Below are 22,634 nucleotides of genomic sequence, written 5' to 3' on the forward strand. Positions count from 1 at the left end.
TGACACCGCCGCCACCCATGGCACCGGGTGCCGGTTTCCTGTTATCCGATACGCCCCACGAAGCCCGGCAATCGGCCCGTGATCTTGCCGCGGCGGCAACGAATCTGGCCGATCTTAAGGAAGCGGTCGAAAAGTTCGAGGGCTGCGCGCTTAAGAAATCGGCGAGCAACACCGTCTTTGGCGTGGGGAACCCCGAAGCACGATTGGTGCTGGTTGGTGAGGCACCAGGTGCGGAAGAGGACCGGCAGGGCGAACCCTTTGTCGGGCCGAGCGGCAAGTTGCTTGATGCGATGTTGCGGTCCATCGGCTTTGCACGTGAGGAAGTCTATATCACCAATATCCTGCCGTGGCGTCCGCCGGGAAACCGCCAGCCGACCATCGCCGAAATCGCGGTGTGCGAACCGTTTGTCCGCCGTCATCTTGAACTGATCGGGCCAAAGGTTGTTGTCTGCCTTGGCGGCAGTTCGGCCAAGACCCTGATGGAAGAAGATCGCGGCATTACGCGGTTGCGTGGCACGTGGAAGGAAATGACACTGGGGGCGTCCAGTGTGGCCGATGTGACGGCCATGTTCCATCCGGCCTATCTGCTTCGCACCCCCGAACAGAAGCGACTGGCGTGGCGCGATTTGCGCGCCGTGGCACAGAAATTGTCGTAAATTACCTTACGAAACCCACGATGCATGGCCGATATGCAGCGGGCAGGCAGTGTGCGAACATCCCCGCCAAGTGGTTGATTTCGGAGAAATCATTTCGTGAGGCAGGCTTTTGCTGGTATATATGGCGGCTTCAAGCGGGGGGACACCGCACTCTACAGGTTGCGACGAGAAACTGCTTCGGGATACAAACACGGCTTTGCCGGAGTCTCGCAGGGGAAAGACTGGTTTTGATCGAAGCAATAAAAACAGGCCTGCCGCGTGCCGCATCGGCATTACGGCGTACCGTTTTCTTCACAGCACTTGGTGCCATCGCGCTGGCAGTGCCCGTAACGCATGCCCAGGCCACCAAGGAACAGGCCGCCTTAAGCGCGCCCGAGACTGGTGACGATGCTTCGGTATCGGTTCCCCTTGCGCTGTCCAAGCGCGACGCAGAACTTTACGAACAGATTTTTGCCGTTCAGGAACAGGGCCGCTGGAAAGATGCGGATAATCTGATTTCGCGTTTGTCCGATGATCTGCTGATGGGCCATGTATTAGCACAGCGTTATCTGCATCCGACGGCGTATCGGTCGCGTTACAAGGAATTGAAGGACTGGCTCGCACTTTATGCCGACCATCCGCAGGCACCGCGCATTTACAAACTGGCGTTGCAGCGTCGTGGCAGTGCCAGCTATCCGAAAAAGCCGGTTGGTGGTTATGTCAACGGTGCCGGATATGATTACGAAGACATCCGTCCCTATCACCACAAATCGACCAAAAGCCTTTCATCGGCGCAGCGTTCACGCGTTTCGGTTCTGAAACGCCGTATCCGCCAGCGGATCGGTGACGGCTGGCCGACCGGGGCGTTGCAGGTTCTTGAGGCGCAGGAAACCAAACGCCTGTTTGATGCCTATGAACTTGACGAATCGCGGACATCCATTGCGTCGGGATATTATTATTTCGGCAAGCCTGATCTGGCACTGCGCCATGCCGCCGAAGCCGCAAAGCGGTCGGGTAAATACCTGCCGCAGGCGCATTGGACGGCGGGCCTGACCGCGTGGCGCCTTGGCAAGATGGATGAGGCACACGATCATTTTGTGGCCCTGACCAAGAACGACTATGCGTCAAGCTGGACACGGTCGGCCGGGGCGTTCTGGGCCGCAAGGATTGATCTGGCGGCGGGGCGTTTTGTTGAAGCCGACAAACTGTTGCAGAAGGCCGCGGAATATCCGCGGTCATTTTATGGGCTTCTGGCCTTGCGGTCGCTTGGCCGGGATGACGTGTTTGACTGGGACAGTCTGGCGCTGGATGAAAATCGCGCCAACAAGCTGAAACTTGATCCGCATGGTCGCCGCGCCCTTGCCCTGATCCAGATTGGCAATCGTGACGAGGCGGAACGTGAATTGCGCAAGGCCGCGGCCAGCGACGATGACAAGCTGCGCCGTGCGGTGCTTTCCCTTGCTGATAATGCCAATTTCGCGTCGCTGACCATGCGGCTTGGCGGGTATATTGCGCAGAAGACCGGCGAGGTGATCGTCAATGCGCTGTATCCGGTTCCGCCATGGGCACCGGAAGGCGGTTATGAAGTTGACCGGGCGCTGATTTATGCGCTGATGCGTCAGGAATCCGGTTTCAATGCCGAGGCGCGAAGCCATGCCGGTGCACGCGGTTTGATGCAATTGATGCCCGCAACTGCAAGCTATATCGGCAATACCCGTTATCGCGGTGAAAAGCGCGCGGAACTGTACGAGCCGGAAGTCAACCTGTCGCTGGGGCAGAAATATGTCGACCATCTTTTGGGGCAGGACGGGGTTGATAACGGCTTCCTGCAATTGATGGCGGCTTATAATGGCGGGATCGGTAATCTGGGGCGCTGGCAGAAGGCGCTTAAGGATAACGAAGATCCGCTGTATTTCATCGAAAGCATTCCGTCGCGGGAAACGCGCCTGTTTATCGAGCGTGTGATGGCGAACCTTTGGATGTATCGGTCGCGTCTGGGGCAGGATAGCCCGTCGCTGGATCGTCTTGCCGCAGGGCAGTGGCCGGTTTACCAGTCACAGGACCTTGGCGGCACCGGCGATAGCGGCCTGACCGCTGAACGCTAAGCCGGGATTGATGACCGCAAACAACCATCGCAATGATGAACCGTCGTCTGGTCGTCGGGATAAGGGCACGGTTCTTGACCGGATGCAGATGCCACCGATGAGTGGTGATGAGGCATTGCGCCGGTTCCACAAAGACCGCGAAGCAGGCGGCCCGCAATCACAGAGCAACGAAACCACGGAACTTGCCAAACTGCATCCGGCGATGCGATTTGTGGTGGTCGCGGGAACTTTCATTCTGATCGTCGCGGCCTTGCTGGGTGTGCTGTATCTGATTGGTTCCTAGCCCGTATCAGCAGTCCCATGCGCGGTGGTCAGTTCGGTTCTGCCTGTGTCGCGTCGGCGATTTCCGCGTTCAGCACTTGTATTTCCGCCTCGGTCGCACCGCTAAGCGGGTCGTCCTTTGGAATGTCGCGATAGAGATCGGTAAAGACATTCAGGGCCTGCTGATGCTTGTTCTGCTGTTTCAGCATCATGCCATAGTAATAGCGGCTGAGCTGATGGTTTGGCATCTGGCCAAGGGCATGCAGGACAAGATCGCGTGATACCTGATCAATCTGGCCCTGCTGGGCAGTGATGCGCGTGTCGGCATATTCAATGGCGAGTAACGGATTGTGCCCCGACAGGGCATAGGCACGTGCAAAGGCCGCGACCGCCCGTTCAATATCGCCCAGCCGCAACGACCCGCGCGCCAGAACAATCCAGCCCTGCAGATTGCGGGGATTGGCTTCGAGCGACAGGACAATCTGACTGAGCAGACGGCGGATTTGCTGATCGGTCTGGAAATCGGGATCTGTCACATCGGTTGCGGCGGCCGCCGCCGCAGCAAGATTGCGTTCGCCCGCCCGTTCGGCATAGGGGCGCGACGGAATTTGCGGCATGCCAATTGCCGTATAAAGAATAACCGCTGCAATAATCGGCAGGGTGGAAAAACCGATCCGGGCGACGGGGCCAAAGGAAAGTTTGGTGCCCGGCGTTGCAGCATCACCGGATTTGCCATGGTGGCCCGGCAGACTGGCATAAATCGCAAGCCCGCCAAACGCGGCAAGTATGACAAGACCAAGCCAGATCACAGGGAACCTCGCTGGTGGGCAATGCTGTATGCAGGGTGATCAAGCTGCATCGTTACGAGCGATCCTGTGACGTGCCGAGGATTTCATCAAGCCGCTTCTGTTCCTGGGCGGAAAGCGATTTTGGTCCTGCACCGTCTTCGCGCTGTTTGCGGCGGTAAAAGGCAATAACGGCAATCAGGGCCAGAAACGCCAGAACGGCCGGGCTGACCCAAAGGATATAGGTTTCGGGTTTCAGCGGCGGGTTCAGCAGAACATAATCGCCATAGCGTTCGACAATGTAATCGATGACTTCCTCGTTGCTGTCACCGGCAACCAGACGTTCGCGGACTAGAATGCGCAGATCGCGTGCCAGATCGGCATCGGAATCATCAATCGACTGGTTCTGACAGACCAGACAGCGCAGTTCCTGACTGATGTCGCGCGCGCGGTCTTCAAGCTTGGGATCGGCCAGCATTTCATCGGGATTGACCGCAAATGCCGGGGCTGCATGCAAACCCAGCAGGATCACGAAGGCCGCGAACAGTGAGTAATTTCGACGGATCATCCCTTTAACTCCGCAATCTTTGGCAGCAATACTTCTTCAAGGATTTCATTCGTGACCGGACCAACATGCTTGTATCTGATCTGACCGCTGCCATCGATGATAAAGGTTTCCGGCACGCCATAGACACCGAAATCGATCCCGGTTCGCCCGGACAAATCCATGCCGACCGCGGTATAGGGATCGCCCAGTTCATCAAGCCAGTTCACACCGTCCTGCGGGTCTTTTTCCTTGTAGTTCAGACCGTAAACAGGCACATCAGCTTCGCGTGCGAGGCGCTTGATCAGCGGATGTTCGGCACGACACGGAATGCACCAGCTGGCAAAGACGTTCAGAACCGAAACCTCGCCCTTTGAAATATCGGCCCGCGACAATCCCCGGTCGCGACCGGGCAACGGGGGCAACTGGAAATCCGGTGCCGGTTTGTCGAGCAAGGCAGATGGTACGACAGATGTATCTTTGCCGATATTCATCAGAAAGACACCGGCAAGAGCTGCAAAGAGTACCAGCGGGATGACTGCGATCCAGAATCTCATGAAGCGGGAACTCCGTTCTTCTTATAGCGCAGGACAATGCGCGTACAGATGCTGATGGCACCACCAATCAGCATCAGTAACATTCCACCCCAAACCCAGGGCATCATCGGCAGGAACCGGACGGTAACGACACGTCCGCCGTCTTCGGCCCGTTCGCCGACGGAAACATGCAAATCCCCGTCGCGTCCGTGCCAGATATCGGCTTCCTTGGTTTCAATGCCGCGGATCGGGTAATAACGTACTTCGGGGAACAGTTCGGCAACCGGCTGGGCGTTGCGATAGACAATAAAGGTCGCCTTGCGCGTGGCGAAGTTTTCACCGGGCAGCAGTGCAACGCCTTCATATTGCAGGTTATAGGGACCGATCTGGATGCTTTGGCCGGTGCGCGCCGAAAGTGATATCTGCTGTTCCCAGATGGCGCTGGCCGATCCACCGGCAATCAGGATCGCGATGCCGATATGGGCAAAGGTCATGCTGAGATAACGGGGGCCAAGAAGCTGGAGATTGCGGTATTTGCCTTCGCCGTGATCGGGCTGACGCCACAAACGTTCCCAAAGATCGCCAAGGGCGGCGGTAAAGACCCATGCCGCAAGGCCGATGCCAAGCAATGGCAGGGGGGATGCATTGATAAAGCGCATCCAGACAAACAGAATGACAATCAGCGACATCATGACCGCCAGTTTCATCCGGCGTCCGATCTGCCATGCCTCGTCATTGCGCCAGCGCAGTGTCGGGGCAAAGCCCATCAGGAACAGAAGCGGCAAACCGATCGGGATCAGGGCCTGGACGAAAAACGGCGGACCGACCGTGATGATATCGCCATCAAACCAGCGCAGGAACAACGGATAAATGGTGCCGATCAGGACGGTTGCTGCTGCGACTGACAGCATCACACTATTGAGGAACATGCCGCTTTCGCGCGATATCAGGGAAAAGTCCTTGTTGTCGATCATGCCGCCAGCACAGCGCCAGAACATGAAATAGGCGGCGGCAAACAGTACGCAGAACCCGACCAGAAGGGCCACACTGTCGCCGCTGCTGAGCAGGGCGGTTGGCAATGGTCCGAGCAGGTCAGAGCGCACAAGGAATGTTCCGAACCAGCCCGCCCCGAAGGCAGACAGGGCCAGAAGGGCCGTCCAGGGTTTCAGGGTATCGGTTTTTTCAAGGACCGCACGGCAATGCACGAAGGCGGTGGTCAAAAGCCAGGGCAGCAGCAGGGCATTTTCGGATGTATCCCAATACCACCAGTTGCCCCATGCCTGTTCGGTATAGGCGCGGTAGGCGCTAATCGCGATGGCACCGCCAAGGAACGTCCAGGAGACCATTGCCCACGGGCGTAGCTGTTCAGACCATGCACGATCAAGCTTGGCACCCGGCAAGGCGGCAAAGGTTACGGCAAAGATCACCGACAGTCCGGCAAGACCGGCATAGAGGATCGGTCCGCGGACCATGCCAGCGATGTCCTGCAATTCCGGGTCAAGGCCGCTGCCATCAAGGGGGGCCATCCCGGAACGCATGAAGGGATCGGCATCAATGATTGCTGCTGCCGCCAGCAGGGCGACAACGATGCCAAGAATGCCAAGGGCAACACGATCCTGTTCGGTAACGCCGCGCGCAACACTTTGCAGGGCAAATAACAATGTCGCCAGCGTAGTGGTTGCGACCCAGAACAGCATTGCGCCGCTATCGGGGATGAAGGCCGCACCGATGCGGTAAATCAGCGGGGTGGAGGAATGGCTGTAACCGGCCACCACGGGCAGGGTGAAATCGCTGACAATGAAGGAATGGATTAGGGCGGCCTCGGCAATGATTGCCAGAACGCACATGGCAAAGGGCAGCGGCCAGACACCGAAACCGGATGTTTCGGCAGGCCCGGTCGTGCCGGTCATTCCGTCAGGCAGGGAGCCGCTTGCGATTGCCGGAGCCATTGCCGGTGTCGGGCCGAGCGCGCGATAGCTTGCGCGAAACAGGGCCGGACAGAAAAGGACGGCCTGGCAGGTCCCCAATGCGAGAATGAGGATAAGGGCAAAATGTCCAAACTCTGCGATCATGCGTTTCTTCAGATTTCCCCGATATATGGCATCCGTTAAACGAACACCACTCAGCCCCTGCTGTCAAACAGCAAGGCATCCACCCAGTTTTAATGCCGCTTTGAAGGCTCTAATATGAGGTTTTTATGGTGGCAGAATGTGGCTTAATTACGCATCTCTTCGGCGTTACGGGCTTCGATTTCTTCCCAATAACCGCTTTTTTTCAATGAGTCAGCAACCTCGGGCGGCATGTAATTCTCGTCATGTTTGGCCAGAACTTCGGATGCGACGAACTGGCCCTCGGAGCCCATGTGTCCCTCGGCGACGACACCCTGACCTTCGCGGAACAGGTCGGGAAGGATGCCGGTATAGGAAATTGTGACCGAATTTGCCATGTCGGTGACGGTAAAGGTGACGGTTTCACCGCCGCCGAGCTTTTTAAGCGATCCTTCTTCGACAAGACCGCCGACACGCAGGCGCTGATCGGGGTCAATCGGCGATTTTTCGGCGATTTCGGTCGGGCTGAAGAAGAACACAACCGAATCTTCAAATGCCGTCAGGGCAAGGGCCGCCGCCGCACCGACCGCCAGAAGGGCGGCCATGATGATATACATGCGCTGACGTTTGCGGGATTTGGCACGCGAAAGAGACACTTCATATTCTCCGCTCAGGATGTCTGAGACTGGTCTGTGGTGCGGGCACGTCTGGGACGGCGGGCTTTCAGAACGGTTTCAAGCTGATCAAGTTCGGTCTTGCTTTGACGCAGGCCCCGCAGGGTTGCGATCAGAAGGACGATCATGGCAAGGGCAGCGATGCCGTAGCTGGCCCAGATATAGCTGCCGTATCCGCCCATTGAGAAGAATTCACTCATTTTCCGGCTCCGGCGTTGTGACCCTGATCATAGGCAAGTGCGTCGTCATCGCCATTGGCAGCGGCGCGTTCGTCAAACAGGCCGCTGAGCTGAAGGGCGCGGATGCGGCGCTGGTTCAGTTCAAGGCGCACCCGCAGAACCAGAATGATGAAATAATATCCGGTAAAGGCAAAGGCCATGATCAGGAGCGGTGCCAGCATGCTGGGATCGATGCTGGGGCCGTCCATGCGGGCCACCGATGCCGGTTGATGCAGGGTATTCCACCAGTCGACCGAAAATTTGACGATCGGCACATTGACCACCCCGACCAGTGCCAGTGCCGACCCGGCCTTTGATCCGCGTTCGGGATCGTCAAAGGCATTTACCAGCGCGATATAGCCAAGATAGAGGAACAGCAGGATCAGCATCGATGTCAGGCGTGCATCCCAGACCCACCATGTTCCCCACATCGGTTCGCCCCAAAGCGACCCGGTAATAAGCGTAAGGGCGGTAAAGGTGGCGCCAACCGGGGCGGTAGCGCGCGCGCAGATATCGGCCAGAGGATGTTTCCAGATCAGGCTCATGGCGCCGCAAAGGGCCATGCCGACATAACAGAACAGGCCCATCCATGCGGCGGGCACATGGATATACATGATGCGGACGGTGTTGCCCTGCTGATAGTCAACCGGCGATCCGATCAGGGCCAGATAAAGCCCGACCACGGTCAGGATGACGGTCAGCGCGACCATCCAGGGCATCATGGCCCCGGTCAGTTTCAGAAACACGCTTGGTTTGGCGAAACGATGCATTTTCTCTCGTCCGTTTGCGGCTATGCCGCCGAAGGTCGTTAGTCTGTATTCTTTGTCATTCCACTGCCTGCCGGATGGCATGTGCGGTGGCAAACGGGGCAGCAGCCAGTGACAGCAACAGGATCGCCCCCATGATCTGCAACTGTGCCTGGGCGGAAATGCCAAGCAATGCGGCCTCGACCGCGCCAGCACCGAAAATCAGTACCGGTATATATAGTGGCAGGACCAGCAACGACACCAGTACGCCGCCACGCCGTGCCCCCAAAATCAGTGCCGCGCCAATCGCCCCGATCAGGCTGAGTGCCGGTGTGCCGATCAGCATGGCGATCATCAGGGTGCCAAAACCGTCCTGATCCATATTGAGCATCACGGCCATCACCGGTGCGGCAATAATCAGCGGCAGACCCGTCGTCAGCCAGTGGGCGCAGACCTTGCCCAGCACCAGAAGCTCCAGCGGGACGGGCGACAGGGTCAGCAGTTCCAGCGTGCCATCCTCGTAGTCGGTCTGAAAGACACGTTCGAGTGACAGCATGGCGGCCAGCAGGGCCGCAACCCAGATCACACCCGATGCGATGCGCGCCAGAATGTTGGCTTCGGGGCCGACACCAAACGGAAACAGGGTGGTGGTTACGATAAAGAAGGCAACCACCATTACGGAATCCGCGCCCTGACGCAGGGCCAATCGCAAATCGCGGCGCAGGATGGCGACAAAGGCATTCATATCGCGGCCTCCGCGCTTTTGCCTTGATTCATGTCGGGTGACAGGCTTTCGCGGGTATCTTCTTCATCATCCTGTTCGACCAGCCATTCCATCATCGGGATGGCAAACTGATCAAGGTCAAGGATGGTCGGGGCAGCGATATCGAGATCGACATGGGTCGAATAAATCACGATGCCGCCGCGTGCCCGGAATTCGGCGATCAGGCGGGCCAGTTCAGCACAGCTTTCACGATCAAGGCCAACGGTCGGTTCATCAAGCAGCCACAGGTCGCTTTGACCCAGCAAAATACGGGCAAGGGCGGTGCGGCGTTTTTGACCGCTTGAAAGATATCGCCCGGCGGTTTTGCCAAGATGATGAATATCAAGGGCGCGAAGGGCCTGATCTATTTCGGCATCAATATCGGAAATGCCGCGCAATTCGGCCCAAAGGCGCAGATTGTCACGAACACTCAAAACCGGTTTGATGGCATCCTGATGACCCAAATAATGCAGGCGGGCGCGATGGGCGATTTTATCATCGGCGATATCATCGCCCTGCCAGCGGATGGTGCCGCGGCGCGGGGCCATGAGGCCCGCCATCAGGCGCAGCAGGCTTGATTTTCCTGCACCATTGCGACCGCGCAGCATGACGGCATCGCCGGTATTGGCGTTAAAGGAAAGATCGCCAAAGACCAGACGTTCGCCACGCAGACAGGTCAGATCAGAACCGGTAAAAACTGTCATCTAACTCGTTTGACTGTCGGAATTCATGCCGGATGCGCTTTTTCTATAACGCGCCCGGCGTTATTAATCATGCTTTATCCGACATTGGATGTGATGACATTGTTTCAAATCAATCCAAAGAAACGCCAAACGCCGCAGCGATCAAAAATCGGCTGCGGCGTTTGCGGAGGGATAGGTTAATCAGAAGCGGATGACGGAGGCACTTCGAACCGGGCCGCCGCGGCCTTCCTGAACAAGGATCGCAACACCGCCATCGCAAGACTGGCTCAGGGTGAAATCGAGTTCGCGCTGCTGCCCGTCCCACTGACCAAGATCGATCATTTCGCGCACGACATTGGCATGGACCAGACGCCGACCGGCATTTTCACCAGACCGGACATCGCGTTCCTGTTCGCGATCAAAGCCGATCAGCCAAAGCTGATAGGATTGGCCGGCGGGCGGGGTATTGACCATGCCGAGTTTCAATTTACCGCTGGCGGGGGCTGCGCGATCATCCGATTGCAGGGCCAGTTCTGCCCATTCCCGAAGCGGGGTCGTTTCATCGCTGGTGGTGACGATTCGGTTTTTGGCGGTGGCCCGGACGACATGATCACCGTTGATCACGACCTGCGGGGTATAGACATAACGTTCGCGCATGCGACCGGCATAATCGCGTTGCCGTTCCGTATTGGCGGCACTGGAGAACGGATCTTCCCAGCCAAGATAGTTCCAGTAATCGACATGGAAAGACAGCGCGAGAAGGTCGCTACGTTCCTGATTCAATTCGTAAAGGACGCGATCTGCCGGGGGGCAGGAATTGCATCCTTCGGATGTGTAAAGCTCGATCACGGCGCGGGGTGAGGTGGATTCGGCAGCATACGCCGTCGAAAAACCACCCAAATACGCGGTTGCAAGCATGATGATAAGGGGGCGAAGCTGTTTCATGGCTTGATGATGCCCCAAAATGCATATCAACCACCAATCACAAGGCGTTGAAAGGTCCGTATGCGCCAAAACGACCGATTTTTGCGTGAAATCCGGGAATTTAGACAGGAGATTTCGGAAGATTGGTGTTATTAGCTCCGGTCAATTCCGAAAGGGGGCATAAGGTCTTCACGGAATGCGTGAGGTGAAATCACCTTTGCGTTTATACAGAAAAATGAGGAACAGGCACTGCGGTGGGAGCGACTTTCCGTGGATGCCGGTCCAAGAAAGGTTTGCAGGCAATGATTAAACGAGAGCATTGGGGTTCACGCCTCGGCTTTATCCTGGCGGCTGCCGGGTCGGCCGTGGGGCTGGGCAACATCTGGAAGTTTCCCTATATGGCGGGCGAGAATGGCGGTGGTGCCTTCTTGCTGATTTATCTGGCGCTGGTTTTCACCATTGGTCTGTCGGTCATGCTGGCTGAAATGGTCATTGGCCGGATGACGGCAAAGAACGCCATTGGGGCGTTTGCGAAACTCAAGGGCGGTGCATGGCCGCTGGTGGGGCTTTGTGGTGTTGCGGCTGCCTTTATCATCCTGTCATTTTACAGTGTCGTCGCTGGCTGGACGATTTCCTATATGGTCAAATCGATCACCGGGGCGCTGGCGATTGAAGATCCGGCTGCATTGGGCAGTGTCTTTGGCGGGTTCATTTCCGATCCGGTTTCGCCGCTGATCTATCATGCGATTTTCATGGCTTTGACGGTTTTTGTCGTCCTGGCGGGTGTTGGTTCGGGTATTGAACGTGCGTCCAAGATTTTGATGCCGGCCCTGTTTGCGCTGTTGCTGATCCTGATCGTGCGTTCGGTCACGCTTCCGGGGGCAGGCGAGGGTATTGCCTTCCTGCTGTCGCCGGACTTCTCGAAAGTCACCTGGGCAACGGTATCGGAAGCATTGTCGCAGGCGTTCTTCTCGCTCTCGCTTGGGATGGGGGCGATGATTACCTATGGCTCTTATCTGAGCAAAAAGGAAAATATCGCAAGTTCGGCCGGGTGGGTGACGCTGCTTGATACGTCGGTTGCAGTCATGGCCGGTCTTCTGATCCTGCCTGCGGTGTTTGCATTCGGCTTTGATCCAAGTGCCGGTCCGGGTCTGACCTTTATCACCCTGCCAGCAGTGTTTGCGCATATGCCGATGGGGTCGGTCTTTGCGTTCATGTTCTTCCTGCTGCTGGGTATTGCAGCACTGACATCAGCGGTTTCGATCCTTGAGGTGGTTGTCGCCTATTTCGTCGATGATCGCGGCATCAGCCGCAAATGGGCATCAATCGTGGTTGGTGTGATCATCTTCCTGCTGGGTATTCCGTCGTCGCTGTCGCTTGGCATCATGGGCGAGTTCACCATCTTTGGCCTCGGCTTCTTTGATCTGATGGATTACATCAGCTCGAAATTGCTGCTGCCGATTGGTGGTCTGTTCATCTCGCTGTTTGTTGGCTGGGTTGTATGGGACAAAGCCAAGGAAGACATCGCCGCCCATAATGGCGTGGTGCCGGGCTGGATCAATGCCTGGGGCATTATCGTGAAGTTCATCGCACCGCTTGCGATTGCCTTCATTCTGCTGAAGGGACTTGGCGTGCTTTAGGCCGCCGGTTCAAATCGGTTGAAATGCGAAGGGCGGGGAAATTCCCCGCCCTTTTTTGTCTGGTTCAGGAAGCTTCGGCCGTTCTTTGCTGTGACAGGTCGAAAATGTCATCGGCACTCATCGGTTTTCCCATGAGGTAGCCCTGAATGTAGTCACACCCGGCATCGCGCAGCAGGGTGAGCTGGGCATTGGTTTCGACACCTTCGGCGACACATTTTTTGCGCAGGTTCTGCGCCATGTTCAGGATCGTGATCGCAAGGGCGCTGCCTTCACGCCCCTGATTGATGTCGCTTACAAAGCTGCGATCCATCTTGATCGTGTCAAACGGCAGTTTGCGCAGGTAGCTGAGACTGGAAAAGCCGGTGCCGAAATCATCCAATGCTATTTTAACGCCAAGATCGCGAATGCGTTGCAGATTGGCACGCATTTCTTCGATATTCTGCATGAACAGGCTTTCGGTGATTTCGATTTCCAGCCGGTCTGCCGCCATGCCCTTTTCGACCAGAATGGTTCTGATCTGTTCAGCAAGATCGATGGTGCCATAGAATTGCTGGACCGAGACATTCACCGCCATGGTGATGTTGTGCAGTCCCTTTTCACGCCATGCGACCGCCTGTCGGCAGGCGTGGCGCAATACCCAGCGCCCCAATTCCCCGATCACGCCCATTTCCTCGGCCACCGGAACAAAGACCGAGGGGGAGATCGCCCCGCGTTGCGGATGGTTCCAGCGCAACAGGGCCTCGACCCCGTGCAGGTTGCCGGTACGGGCTTCGAATTGCGGCTGATAGACCAGATGGAATTCATCCCGATCCAGTGCCTGACGCAGGGCACTTTCAAGGGCAAGGTCGGCGTCGCCGCGCGAATGGCTGGCGCGGTTATAGCGGCTGAACCGGTTTCGGCCCTGTTCCTTGGAATGCATCATCGCAATTTCGGCATTGCGCAGCAAATTGGCTGTATCATTGGCATCATGCGGGAAGGACGCGATGCCGATACTGGCCGAAATATAGATTTCCTGACCTTTTCTGGTGCGGTGGGGCTGGTTCAGGGCACGCAACAGATCATCGGCCAGTGCGGCATCGTCATCGGCGGAAGTTCCCCCCGAAAGCAGAATGGCATATTCATCCGCACCGACACGTGCCAGAACGCCACCCTGATCCAGACGACGGTGCAGGCGGCGGGCAACTTCGACCAGAACATCGTCGCCGTCGCCATGGCCGAGTGTGTTGTTCACGCGCTGGAAATTATCGATATCAAGCAACAGGATCGTCAGGCGGGTTCCCTTGCGCCGGGATTCACCGATGCCATGTGCCAGCAGTTCAAGGAAACGGCGGCGATTGGGGTAGCCGGTCAGTTCGTCAATATGGGCAAGCCGCAGGATATCTTCGCGGTTTTTCTTGCGTTCGCTGATATCGGTAAAGATCGACGCATACTGGCTGATCTGGCCATCCGCATCGCGGATTGCGATGATGGAAAGCCATTCGGGATAAATCTCGCCGGATTTGCGGCGGTTCCAGATTTCGCCTTCCCATTTGCCCTGCCGCGCGATATCGCGCCACATCGCGGTATAAAATTCGCGGGACTGACGACCGGATTGCAGGATATTCGGGTTCTTGCCGATCACATCGCTGGCGGTGTAGCCAGTTACGCGCGTGAAGGCAGGATTGACCAGTTCGATCGTGCCGTCGGCGGCACAGACCATGATCCCGTCGGGCGAGGTTTCAATGATCTTGTCGGCCAGAAACAGCGACCGGCGCGCGGCACTCAGTTCGATATCGCGCCCTTCCATCACGGACCGGAGATGGGCGAAGTAGTCCTGTTCGATGAATTCCAGCAGATCGGCAAATGACAGAACACCGATCACGTTGCCGGCTTCATCGATGACGGCAAGATGGCGGATATGTTCGGCCAGCATCGTGTCGCGGGCATTGTTCAGGCTGGCCCTGGCGGAAATAACGCGCAGTGGACGGCTGGCGACCTTGATGGCGGGGGTTGCGTGATCGCCATTGGCCAGATTGCGCAGGATATCGCGTTCGGTGATGATCCCGGTGTGATCGAGCATCGCGACCGGGTCGGTCGCAACCGACGGATCATAGACAATAGCGCAGTCGCATTTGGCGTCATGCATGCGGGCGCGCAGTTCCGACATCGCAATATCGCCATCGACAAAGATTGTCGTGCGGCGGATGGCGGCACCGACATCACCATCGCCAAGCTTGCGCCAGCTTCCCTGCTGACGGATCAGATCCGACTGGCTGATGATTCCGGCAAGGCGGTTTTCCTCGTCCACGGTGACCAGATGGCGGACATGGCGTTCGCGCATGCGGATGATCGCTGCCTCGGGCGTGGCGTGGACGGAAATGCTGTGAACCGGGGCCGACATCCATTTTGATATCGGCTCGTTCAGGGTGGCTTCGCAGTCGGCCGGCAGGGACAGGCAGTCCTTTTCCGTCCAGATTCCGACCGGCAGGTGATCCCTGGTGACAATGATGGAGCTGCAATTGGCTTCGCGCATCCTGTCGATGGCCTGACCAATGGCGGTTTCCGGCCCGCATCGCAACACAATGCCGGGGGAAATCGTACCTACGGTCAGGTGGGTGGTCTGGCCATCCGAAAAACTGGGGCGCGTCATAATAACCTGTTGCTGTCCAAATCCTGCTTGGCACCCGGTTTGCGGGCATTATTGCTCTAGCCTCATCCCTATCAAATCGTCGGGACGGCTGACTTGTTATAAATCAATGGATATATGTGGTTTGGATTTGTCGCAATTTAAAGATGCGTTCCACGCAAAAACACCCCCGTCGTTGACAGACGGGGGTGTTTTGCATTCAGTCAGCCTTTGATTTCAGGTGAAATCAGGCAGCTTTCATCATGTTACGCAGAACGAACTGCAGAATGCCGCCGTTCTGGTAGTAAAGGACTTCGTTTTCGGTATCGATACGGCAGGTGGCAATGACCTCTTCGGTGGAGCCATCCTTGCGCGTGATACGAACCGTAACGTCCTGCATCGGGTTGATACCGTTGCCGATACCCAGAACGTCGAAGACTTCGGTGCCGTCAAGCTTGTAAGTCGCACGACCTTCACCATTCTTGAACTGCAGCGGAAGGACGCCCATGCAGACCAGGTTGGTGCGGTGGATACGTTCGAAGCTTTCGGCCAGAACAGCTTTGACGCCAAGCAGGTTGGTGCCTTTGGCTGCCCAGTCACGGGACGAACCGGTGCCGTATTCCTTACCTGCGATGACAACCAGCGGGGTGCCTTCGGCCTGGTAACGCATGGCAACATCATAGACCCAGCCCTGTTCGCCAGAGGGGTAATGAACCGAAACACCGCCTTCGGTGCCCGGTGCCATTTCGTTACGGATACGGATGTTGGCAAAGGTGCCGCGCATCATGACTTCGTGGTTCCCGCGGCGTGCGCCATAGGAGTTGAAGTCGCGAACCGCAACGCCGTGCGCCTTGAGGTATTCACCTGCCGGGCTTTCTTCCTTGATCGAACCGGCCGGAGAAATGTGGTCGGTGGTCACGGAGTCAGCAAGGATCAGGAGCGGACGTGCACCATGAACTTCCGAGAAATCACCCGGTTCTTTCGCCATGTTGACGAAGTAGGGCGGGTTCTGGACGTAGGTCGATTTGCCATCCCAATCGAAGGTTTCGCCTTCGGTGACTTCGATTTCCTGCCACGGTTTCGGGCCGGCAAAGATGTTGTCGTAACGATCCTTGTACATCGAAGCAGAGATCGAGGACGCGATGGTGTCCGCGATTTCCTTGTTGGTCGGCCAGATGTCTTTCATGAAGACGTCTTTGCCATTCTTGTCGGTACCGATCGGGTCTTTGTTCAGATCGACCTTCAGGTTACCGGCAAGGGCATAGGCAACAACCAGCGGCGGGGAGGCAAGATAGTTTGCCTTGACCTGCGGGCTGATGCGGCCTTCGAAGTTACGGTTGCCCGAGAGAACGGCGGTGACGAGCATGTCGTTACCGTCGATTGCCTCGATGATCGGATCTGCCAGCGGACCGGAGTTACCGATACAGGTGGTGCAACCGAAACCGGCAACGTTAAAGCCAAGCTTGTCGAGATAAGTCTGAAGGCCGGCTTTTTCGAGATAGTCGGCAACAACCAGCGAGCCCGGTGCAAGCGAGGTTTTCACCCACGGTTTGCTTTTAAGGCCGAGTTCAACCGCTTTTTTCGCCAGCAGGCCGGCTGCGATCAGCACGCTCGGGTTCGAGGTGTTGGTGCAGGACGTGATGGCGGCAATAACGACGTTACCGTCTTTCATTGCGAAGTTTTCGTTCGAAACCGGAACAGAACGATCCGCATCAACACCCGGTGCCATGTCGGCAAAGGTTTTGGTGAAGCTTGAAACGGCATCTTTGAGCAGAACGCGGTCCTGCGGACGTTTCGGACCGGACAGGGCCGGTTCAACGGTCGAGATGTCGAGTTCAAGGGTCGAGGTATATTCGGCTTCGAAGCTCGGGTCGCGCCACATGCCCTGTTCTTTGGCATATGCTTCGACCAGTGCGATCTGTTCTTCGGAACGGCCGGTGTTACGCATGTAGTTCAGCGTTTCATCGTCGATCGGGAAGAAGCCACAGGTAGCGCCGTATTCCGGTGCCATGTTACCGATGGTCGCACGATCCGGCAGGCTCATATGGTCAAGCGCGTCGCCATAGAATTCGACGAACTTGCCAACAACGCCCTTCTCGCGGAGCATCTGAACGACGCGCAGCACGAGGTCGGTTGCGGTGATGCCTTCTTTCATCGAGCCGGTCAGTTTGAAACCGACGACTTCGGGGATCAGCATCGAGATCGGCTGACCGAGCATTGCTGCTTCGGCTTCGAGGCCACCAACACCCCAGCCCAGGACGGCAAGGCCGTTGACCATGGTGGTGTGGGAATCGGTACCAACCAGCGTATCGGGATAGGCAACGGTTTTGCCGTTGTCATCCTTGCCAGTCCAGACGACCTTGGCGAGATGTTCGACGTTCACCTGGTGGCAGATGCCAGCGCCCGGCGGAACGATGCGGAAATTGTTGAACGCATTCTGGCCCCAGCGCAGGAACTCGTAGCGTTCGCCGTTACGTTCGAACTCGACTTCCATGTTTTTGTCGAGGGCGTCGTCGGTGCCGAAGAAGTCGATCATGACCGAGTGGTCAATGACGAGGTCAACCGGTGAAAGCGGGTTCACTTTCTGGGCGTCGCCGCCCATCTTGACGACGGCATCGCGCATCGCGGCAAGGTCAACAACGGCGGGAACGCCGGTGAAGTCCTGCATCAGGACGCGGGCCGGACGATAGTTGATCTCGTGAGAGCTCGAACGGGACTTGAGCCACGCGACAACAGCTTTGACATCGTCGGTTTTAACAGTGAAATCGTCTTCGTAGCGCAGAAGGTTTTCCAGAACGACCTTCAGCGTAAACGGAAGTTTAGAAACGTCGCCGATTTTTTCGGAAGCAACTTTAAGGCTGTAATAGTCGTAGGATTTATCCCCGACTTTCAGCGTGCGGCGCGTTTGCAGGTTGTCTTTGCCACAAATGGACATCAGACCCTCCTCAAGGTGGTTAAAGGGCTTGTCGTGACAAGACACCCCGACCGTCGGAGCGCCGAGCGGTGGGCTATCTGTTTCTCGTGACGCGGGTCACGGCTACATATGTATGTGCCCGGGGGTTACACCACAATTCCCCCCGAAAGTCCAGACCCGCAAAAGGGTCATTCTTGAAATCACTGCGATAACAATGAATTGGTGAATGGGCAGGGCGTAATGGCAATCAGGAGTCATCTGATTCCGATGAAAAACGCCGTAAATCCACCCGGACATCGTCTGCGAGTCCACGGGATCATCGTCCGGTTTGGAAAGACTCGAATGTAGAAGGCGACCTGTCCGATAAGGGGAGAAGCCTGTCCGAACGGCAACGAATCGGGTTGCCGCCTGATTGCGCAAGGGGGCAATTTCGGGGTTTGACAGGATGCACGTGGTGCAATGCGAACAGGCACCTGAATGGTGCATTGCAATAATTTCAGGGTTTTCCGTTTGCGGATTGTGCCGCGATGACCTTACGGAATTATAGGTGGAAATGCATTCATCAGACCAGAACGCAAAAATTGTGCAGCGCGAATTTGTGAAAAGTCTCAATCCGTTGCTGTGCAACACGTTGACGTGATTTGCTGAAATTGGTACTTAAATACGTATTAAATGTGCCAAGCCCGGTTTCCGTAAGGTCCGGGGCAAATAAAAACCGGCACATCATCAGGGAAACTGAACAAGAGGCACGGGGTATCCGCCTTCGATCCGGTCAACCGGACACAAGGATGCCTGCGGCCCAAGTCAGGGAGGATAAGCGACGTTATGACGTCACAGGGTCCCATCTTGCAGATCAGCGACGTGTCGCTTGTGTTTGGCGGCGTGCGTGCGCTGAGCGATGTCAGCTTTTCCGTCCAGCCCGGCGAGCTGTTTTCAATCATTGGTCCGAACGGGGCTGGCAAGACATCGATGCTTAACTGCATTTCGGGTCGTTATCAGCCGACCACCGGTTCCGTTGCCTTCAAGGGGCAGGATGTCACGGGGATGAAGCCCAATGACCGTGCCGAGCTGGGTATTGGCCGTACCTTCCAGAACCTGGCGCTTTTCGGTCATATGAGTGTGCTTGATAACATCATGGTCGGGCGGCACCATCTGCTGAAGAACAACTGCTTTACCGGGCCGATCTACTGGTTTTCCGGCGCGCAGAAGGAAGAGCTTGAACATCGGCGCTTCTGCGAGGACGTGATCGACTTCCTTGAAATTTCCCATATCCGCAAGGCAACCGCCGGGACGCTGTCCTATGGATTGCGCAAGCGTGTCGAACTGGCGCGTGCGGTGGCGCTGCGCCCCGATCTGATCCTGCTGGATGAACCGATGGCGGGCATGAACCTCGAAGAAAAAGAGGACATGGCGCGCTTTATCATCGATCTGAATGAAGAATGGGGCATGACGGTTGTCATGATCGAACATGACATGGGGGTGGTGATGGATATCTCCAACCGGGTCATGGTTCTTGATTTCGGGCGCAAGATTGCGGCCGGGCTGCCCGAAGAAGTCATGGCCAATGCCCATGTCAAAAAGGCCTATCTCGGCGAAGACGATGACGCAACCGATGAAGACGAGCAGGTGGCCTGAACATGAGCAGCAATACCCCCGATTATGCCGATGTGCAGGCGCTTGATACCTTCCCGAAGGTGCTGGCTTATAACGCGCGCCACTGGGGCGCCGAAATTGCCATGCGCGAGAAGGAATTCGGCATCTGGCAGGAATTCACGTGGAAAGATTATAACGACCGCGTCAAATGGATGGCGCTTGGCCTGCGCGATATGGGCATCAAGCCCGGTGATGTGATCGGCGTTATCGGCGAAAACCGCCCGGAATGGGTTTGGGGCGAAATCGCTGCCCATGCCCTGCGCGCCATGTCGGTCGGCCTGTATCAGGACAGCCTTCATGAAGAAGTCGCCTATCTGATTACCTATTCCGGCGCGCGGGTTCTGATCGCCGAGGATGAAGAACAGTGTGACAAGCTTCTGGAACTGGCAGACCAGATTCCGACGGTTGAACATATCGTTTATTGCGATCCGCGCGGGATGCGGAAATACGAAGATCCGCGCCTGATGGATATCGAAAAGCTTTACGAGCTTGGCCGTGCGGTCGAGGCAAAAGACCCCGGTGCCTATGACGGGATGGTGGCCGATACGCGCGGTGATGAATGTGCGATCCTGTGCACCACGTCGGGCACGACGTCCAAACCGAAAATGGCGATGCTTAATGCCGGTGATTTCCTTGATCACTGTGCGGCCTATTTGCGGGCCGACCCGAAATATCCGGGTGACAACTATGTTTCGGTTCTGCCGCTGCCATGGATCATGGAACAGGTTTATGTCGTCGGTCAGTCGCTGATCAGCCGCCAGATCGTCAATTTCGTCGAAGAACAGGAAACGATGATGGCCGATCTTCGCGAGATCGGACCGAACTTCGTCCTGCTGGCGCCGCGCGTCTGGGAAGCCATTGCCGCCGATGTGCGCGCCCGCATGATGGATGCGACCCTGTTCAAACAGAAAATGTATGATTTCGGCATGGCTTTGGCGCGCACCGCCCTTGATGGCGGCGGCCATTCCAAAGTTGCCGATGTCCTGCTGATGAATGCGTTAAAGGATCGGTTGGGCTTTTCCAATCTGCGGTCGGCTGCGACCGGCGGGGCGGCGATGGGGCCGGAAACCTTCAAGTTCTTCCATGCCATGGGGGTGCCGTTGCGCCAGCTTTACGGTCAGACCGAGCTTTGCGGTGCCTATACCATCCATCAGCCCGACGACATTGATTTCGATACGGTCGGGCGCGCGTTTGATAATTCGGAAATCCGGATCATCAACACCGATGAAAACGGGGTTGGCGAAATCGTTGCGCGCACGTCGGGAATGTTTACCAGCTACTATAAAAATCAGGCGGCCTATGACGAGGATGTCCGCGATGGCTGGATGCATACGGGCGATGCCGGTTACTTCAAGGATGACAACAAGCATCTTGTGGTGATCGACCGTCTGAAGGATCTGGCGGAAACATCAAAAGGTGTACGGTATTCGCCGCAGTTTATTGAAAACAAACTGAAATTCTCGCCCTTCATTGCCGAGGCCGTGATCCTTGGCAAGGGATTGCCGTTCCTGTCGACCATGATCTGCATCCGTTATTCGATCATGGCGAAATGGGCCGAGCAGCGCGGGATTGCCTTTACCAACTATACCAATCTGTCGGCCCAGCCGCAGGTCTATGACATGATTGTTGATGAAATCCGTCAGGTGAATGCGACCCTGCCGGAAGCCCAGCGCATCAAGCGGTTCCTGCTGCTTTACAAGGAACTGGATGCCGATGACGGCGAACTGACGCGTACCCGCAAGGTCCGGCGCAGCGTGGTCGCCGAAAAATACGCCGACATCATCGATGCGGTTTATGCCGGCAATGACAAGGTTGATATCGACACCATGATCACCTTCCAGGACGGGTCGAAAACCCGCATCCAGACAAGTGTGAAGGTGGTCGATCTGGACGGGGACAAGGCCGCAGAGACGGCCCCCAAAGCCGCCGAATAAGGCTGCGATAAAACAGTGCGCCCCAAACGCCGGAAAGGTTGCGGGGCCGCCATTACAGGGATGGCAACATGAATTTCGAACTTCTGTTCCAGCTTCTGCTTAACGGGCTGATTGTCGGAACATTGTATGGCGTCGTCGCCATGTGTTTCGTGCTGATCTACAAATCGACCCAGATCGTGAACTTCGCGCAGGGCGAGTTCCTGTTGATCGGGGCATGGGTTTGTTATGCATTCCTTGTGGAAATGCAAATGCCCTTCTGGCTTGGGTTCCTGTTCACATTGCTGTTCATGATGGCGTTTGGCATTGTCCTGCAAATGGTGGTGCTTCGGCCGATGATTGGCGAGCCGATCATTTCCGTGATCATGGTAACGATCGGGCTTTCGATCTTTTTCCAGGCGGCAACCAAATGGATATTCGGCGCGACCACCGCGACCTATCCGCAGGTGTTCAGTGAACGGTCGATCAACCTTTTCGGCATGCAGATCGAAACCGCCTATATCATGAGTTTCGTGATCTCGCTGGTGATCATGGCGGCGTTCTACTGGTTCTTCAAATATTCCAAGCTGGGCCTTGCGATGCGGGCGACCGCCTTTGATCAGCAGGTCGCGCAAAGTCTTGGTATTTCCGTCAAAACCGTGTTTGCGATGTCCTGGGCGATTTCAGCCCTGGTGTCGGGGGTTGCCGGTATCGTGATCGGGATGGTCAACGGGGTTTCATCCGCGCTTTCGGTCATCGGGATCAAGGTTTTCCCTGCGGTCATTCTGGGCGGGCTTGATTCAATCATCGGCGCGATTGTCGGCGGGGTGATCATCGGTCTTCTGGAAAACACAGCCGAGTTTGTCGACGGGCAGTATCTGCACTGGGGCAACCTGTTTTCGATCGCACCGTTCTATGTGCTGATCATCATTCTTTGCATCAAGCCATACGGTCTGTTTGGCACCAAAGACATCGAACGCATCTAAGGGG

Annotated in this window: 19 protein-coding genes; 7 read left to right on the top strand and 12 right to left on the bottom strand. The window is 56.6% G+C overall.

The window, feature by feature from the left end:
- The 3 genes from TH5_RS02410 to TH5_RS02420 all read left to right on the top strand — a co-directional run.
- Positions 1-656, top strand: a 656-nt coding sequence (locus TH5_RS02410) for a uracil-DNA glycosylase (protein ID WP_147250041.1), incomplete at its 5' end; no start/stop codon positions are given.
- Between the two features lie 227 nt (positions 657-883).
- Positions 884-2,740: a lytic transglycosylase domain-containing protein gene (locus TH5_RS02415; protein ID WP_114120519.1), complete on the top strand. Its 1,857-nt coding sequence runs from the start codon at positions 884-886 to the stop codon at positions 2,738-2,740.
- A 10-nt stretch (positions 2,741-2,750) separates the two neighbouring features.
- Positions 2,751-3,023 (top strand): hypothetical protein, encoded by a 273-nt coding sequence (locus TH5_RS02420; RefSeq protein ID WP_114120520.1) that lies wholly within the window; start codon positions 2,751-2,753, stop codon positions 3,021-3,023.
- Between the two features lie 28 nt (positions 3,024-3,051).
- Here the strand turns inward: TH5_RS02420 and TH5_RS02425 are convergent, their stop codons facing one another.
- From TH5_RS02425 to TH5_RS02470, 10 genes are all read right to left on the bottom strand, one after another.
- The gene (locus TH5_RS02425) at positions 3,052-3,810 is read right to left on the bottom strand and encodes a tetratricopeptide repeat protein (protein ID WP_114120521.1); all 759 of its coding nucleotides are present in this window, start codon (positions 3,808-3,810) and stop codon (positions 3,052-3,054) included.
- Positions 3,811-3,862: 52 nt separating this feature from the next.
- A complete protein-coding gene (locus tag TH5_RS02430; RefSeq protein ID WP_114120522.1) occupies positions 3,863-4,354 on the bottom strand; it encodes a cytochrome c-type biogenesis protein in 492 nt (163 codons plus the stop codon).
- Positions 4,351-4,887 (bottom strand): DsbE family thiol:disulfide interchange protein, encoded by a 537-nt coding sequence (locus tag TH5_RS02435; RefSeq protein ID WP_114120523.1) that lies wholly within the window; start codon positions 4,885-4,887, stop codon positions 4,351-4,353. The genes TH5_RS02430 and TH5_RS02435 overlap by 4 nt, the downstream gene beginning before the upstream one ends.
- Positions 4,884-6,938: a heme lyase CcmF/NrfE family subunit gene (locus TH5_RS02440; RefSeq protein WP_114120524.1), complete on the bottom strand. Its 2,055-nt coding sequence runs from the start codon at positions 6,936-6,938 to the stop codon at positions 4,884-4,886. Before TH5_RS02440 ends, TH5_RS02435 begins: the two co-directional genes overlap by 4 nt.
- Before the next feature lie 143 nt (positions 6,939-7,081).
- Positions 7,082-7,570 (bottom strand): cytochrome c maturation protein CcmE, encoded by a 489-nt coding sequence (gene ccmE, locus TH5_RS02445; protein WP_114120525.1) that lies wholly within the window; start codon positions 7,568-7,570, stop codon positions 7,082-7,084.
- 14 nt (positions 7,571-7,584) lie between these two features.
- A complete protein-coding gene (ccmD, locus tag TH5_RS02450; protein ID WP_062948287.1) occupies positions 7,585-7,788 on the bottom strand; it encodes a heme exporter protein CcmD in 204 nt (67 codons plus the stop codon).
- A complete protein-coding gene (locus TH5_RS02455) occupies positions 7,785-8,576 on the bottom strand; it encodes a heme ABC transporter permease (RefSeq protein ID WP_114120526.1) in 792 nt (263 codons plus the stop codon). Before TH5_RS02455 ends, ccmD begins: the two co-directional genes overlap by 4 nt.
- 55 nt (positions 8,577-8,631) lie before the next feature.
- Entirely contained in the window at positions 8,632-9,297 is a 666-nt protein-coding gene (ccmB, locus tag TH5_RS02460) for a heme exporter protein CcmB (RefSeq protein ID WP_114120527.1), read from the bottom strand.
- Positions 9,294-10,019, bottom strand: coding sequence for a heme ABC exporter ATP-binding protein CcmA (ccmA, locus tag TH5_RS02465; protein WP_114120528.1), 726 nt, complete (start codon positions 10,017-10,019; stop codon positions 9,294-9,296). The genes ccmB and ccmA overlap by 4 nt, the downstream gene beginning before the upstream one ends.
- Before the next feature lie 180 nt (positions 10,020-10,199).
- Positions 10,200-10,943 carry a DUF1223 domain-containing protein gene (locus tag TH5_RS02470; protein WP_114120529.1) on the bottom strand — a complete coding sequence of 248 codons (744 nt, stop codon included), beginning with the start codon at positions 10,941-10,943 and terminating at the stop codon, positions 10,200-10,202.
- 281 nt (positions 10,944-11,224) lie between these two features.
- On the opposite strand from TH5_RS02470, the gene TH5_RS02475 reads away from it, so the two are divergent.
- Positions 11,225-12,562 (top strand): sodium-dependent transporter, encoded by a 1,338-nt coding sequence (locus tag TH5_RS02475; RefSeq protein WP_114120530.1) that lies wholly within the window; start codon positions 11,225-11,227, stop codon positions 12,560-12,562.
- 64 nt (positions 12,563-12,626) lie between these two features.
- Here the strand turns inward: TH5_RS02475 and TH5_RS02480 are convergent, their stop codons facing one another.
- Positions 12,627-15,191, bottom strand: coding sequence for an EAL domain-containing protein (locus tag TH5_RS02480; RefSeq protein ID WP_114120531.1), 2,565 nt, complete (start codon positions 15,189-15,191; stop codon positions 12,627-12,629).
- Positions 15,192-15,414: 223 nt separating this feature from the next.
- A complete protein-coding gene (gene acnA / locus TH5_RS02485) occupies positions 15,415-18,102 on the bottom strand; it encodes an aconitate hydratase AcnA (RefSeq protein ID WP_114120532.1) in 2,688 nt (895 codons plus the stop codon).
- A gap of 804 nt (positions 18,103-18,906) precedes the next feature.
- On the opposite strand from acnA, the gene TH5_RS02490 reads away from it, so the two are divergent.
- The 3 genes from TH5_RS02490 to TH5_RS02500 all read left to right on the top strand — a co-directional run bounded on the left by TH5_RS02490 (position 18,907) and on the right by TH5_RS02500 (position 22,630).
- On the top strand, positions 18,907-19,716 hold the full coding sequence (locus TH5_RS02490) for an ABC transporter ATP-binding protein (protein WP_114120533.1): 810 nt from the start codon (positions 18,907-18,909) through the stop codon (positions 19,714-19,716).
- Between the two features lie 2 nt (positions 19,717-19,718).
- Positions 19,719-21,668 carry a long-chain fatty acid--CoA ligase gene (locus TH5_RS02495; protein ID WP_114120534.1) on the top strand — a complete coding sequence of 650 codons (1,950 nt, stop codon included), beginning with the start codon at positions 19,719-19,721 and terminating at the stop codon, positions 21,666-21,668.
- Between the two features lie 68 nt (positions 21,669-21,736).
- On the top strand, positions 21,737-22,630 hold the full coding sequence (locus tag TH5_RS02500) for a branched-chain amino acid ABC transporter permease (protein ID WP_062948266.1): 894 nt from the start codon (positions 21,737-21,739) through the stop codon (positions 22,628-22,630).
- Positions 22,631-22,634: the final 4 nt, after the last annotated feature.

It is taken from the genome of Thalassospira xianhensis MCCC 1A02616 (assembly GCF_003326475.1).
In the GTDB taxonomy this organism is placed as follows: domain Bacteria; phylum Pseudomonadota; class Alphaproteobacteria; order Rhodospirillales; family Thalassospiraceae; genus Thalassospira; species Thalassospira xianhensis.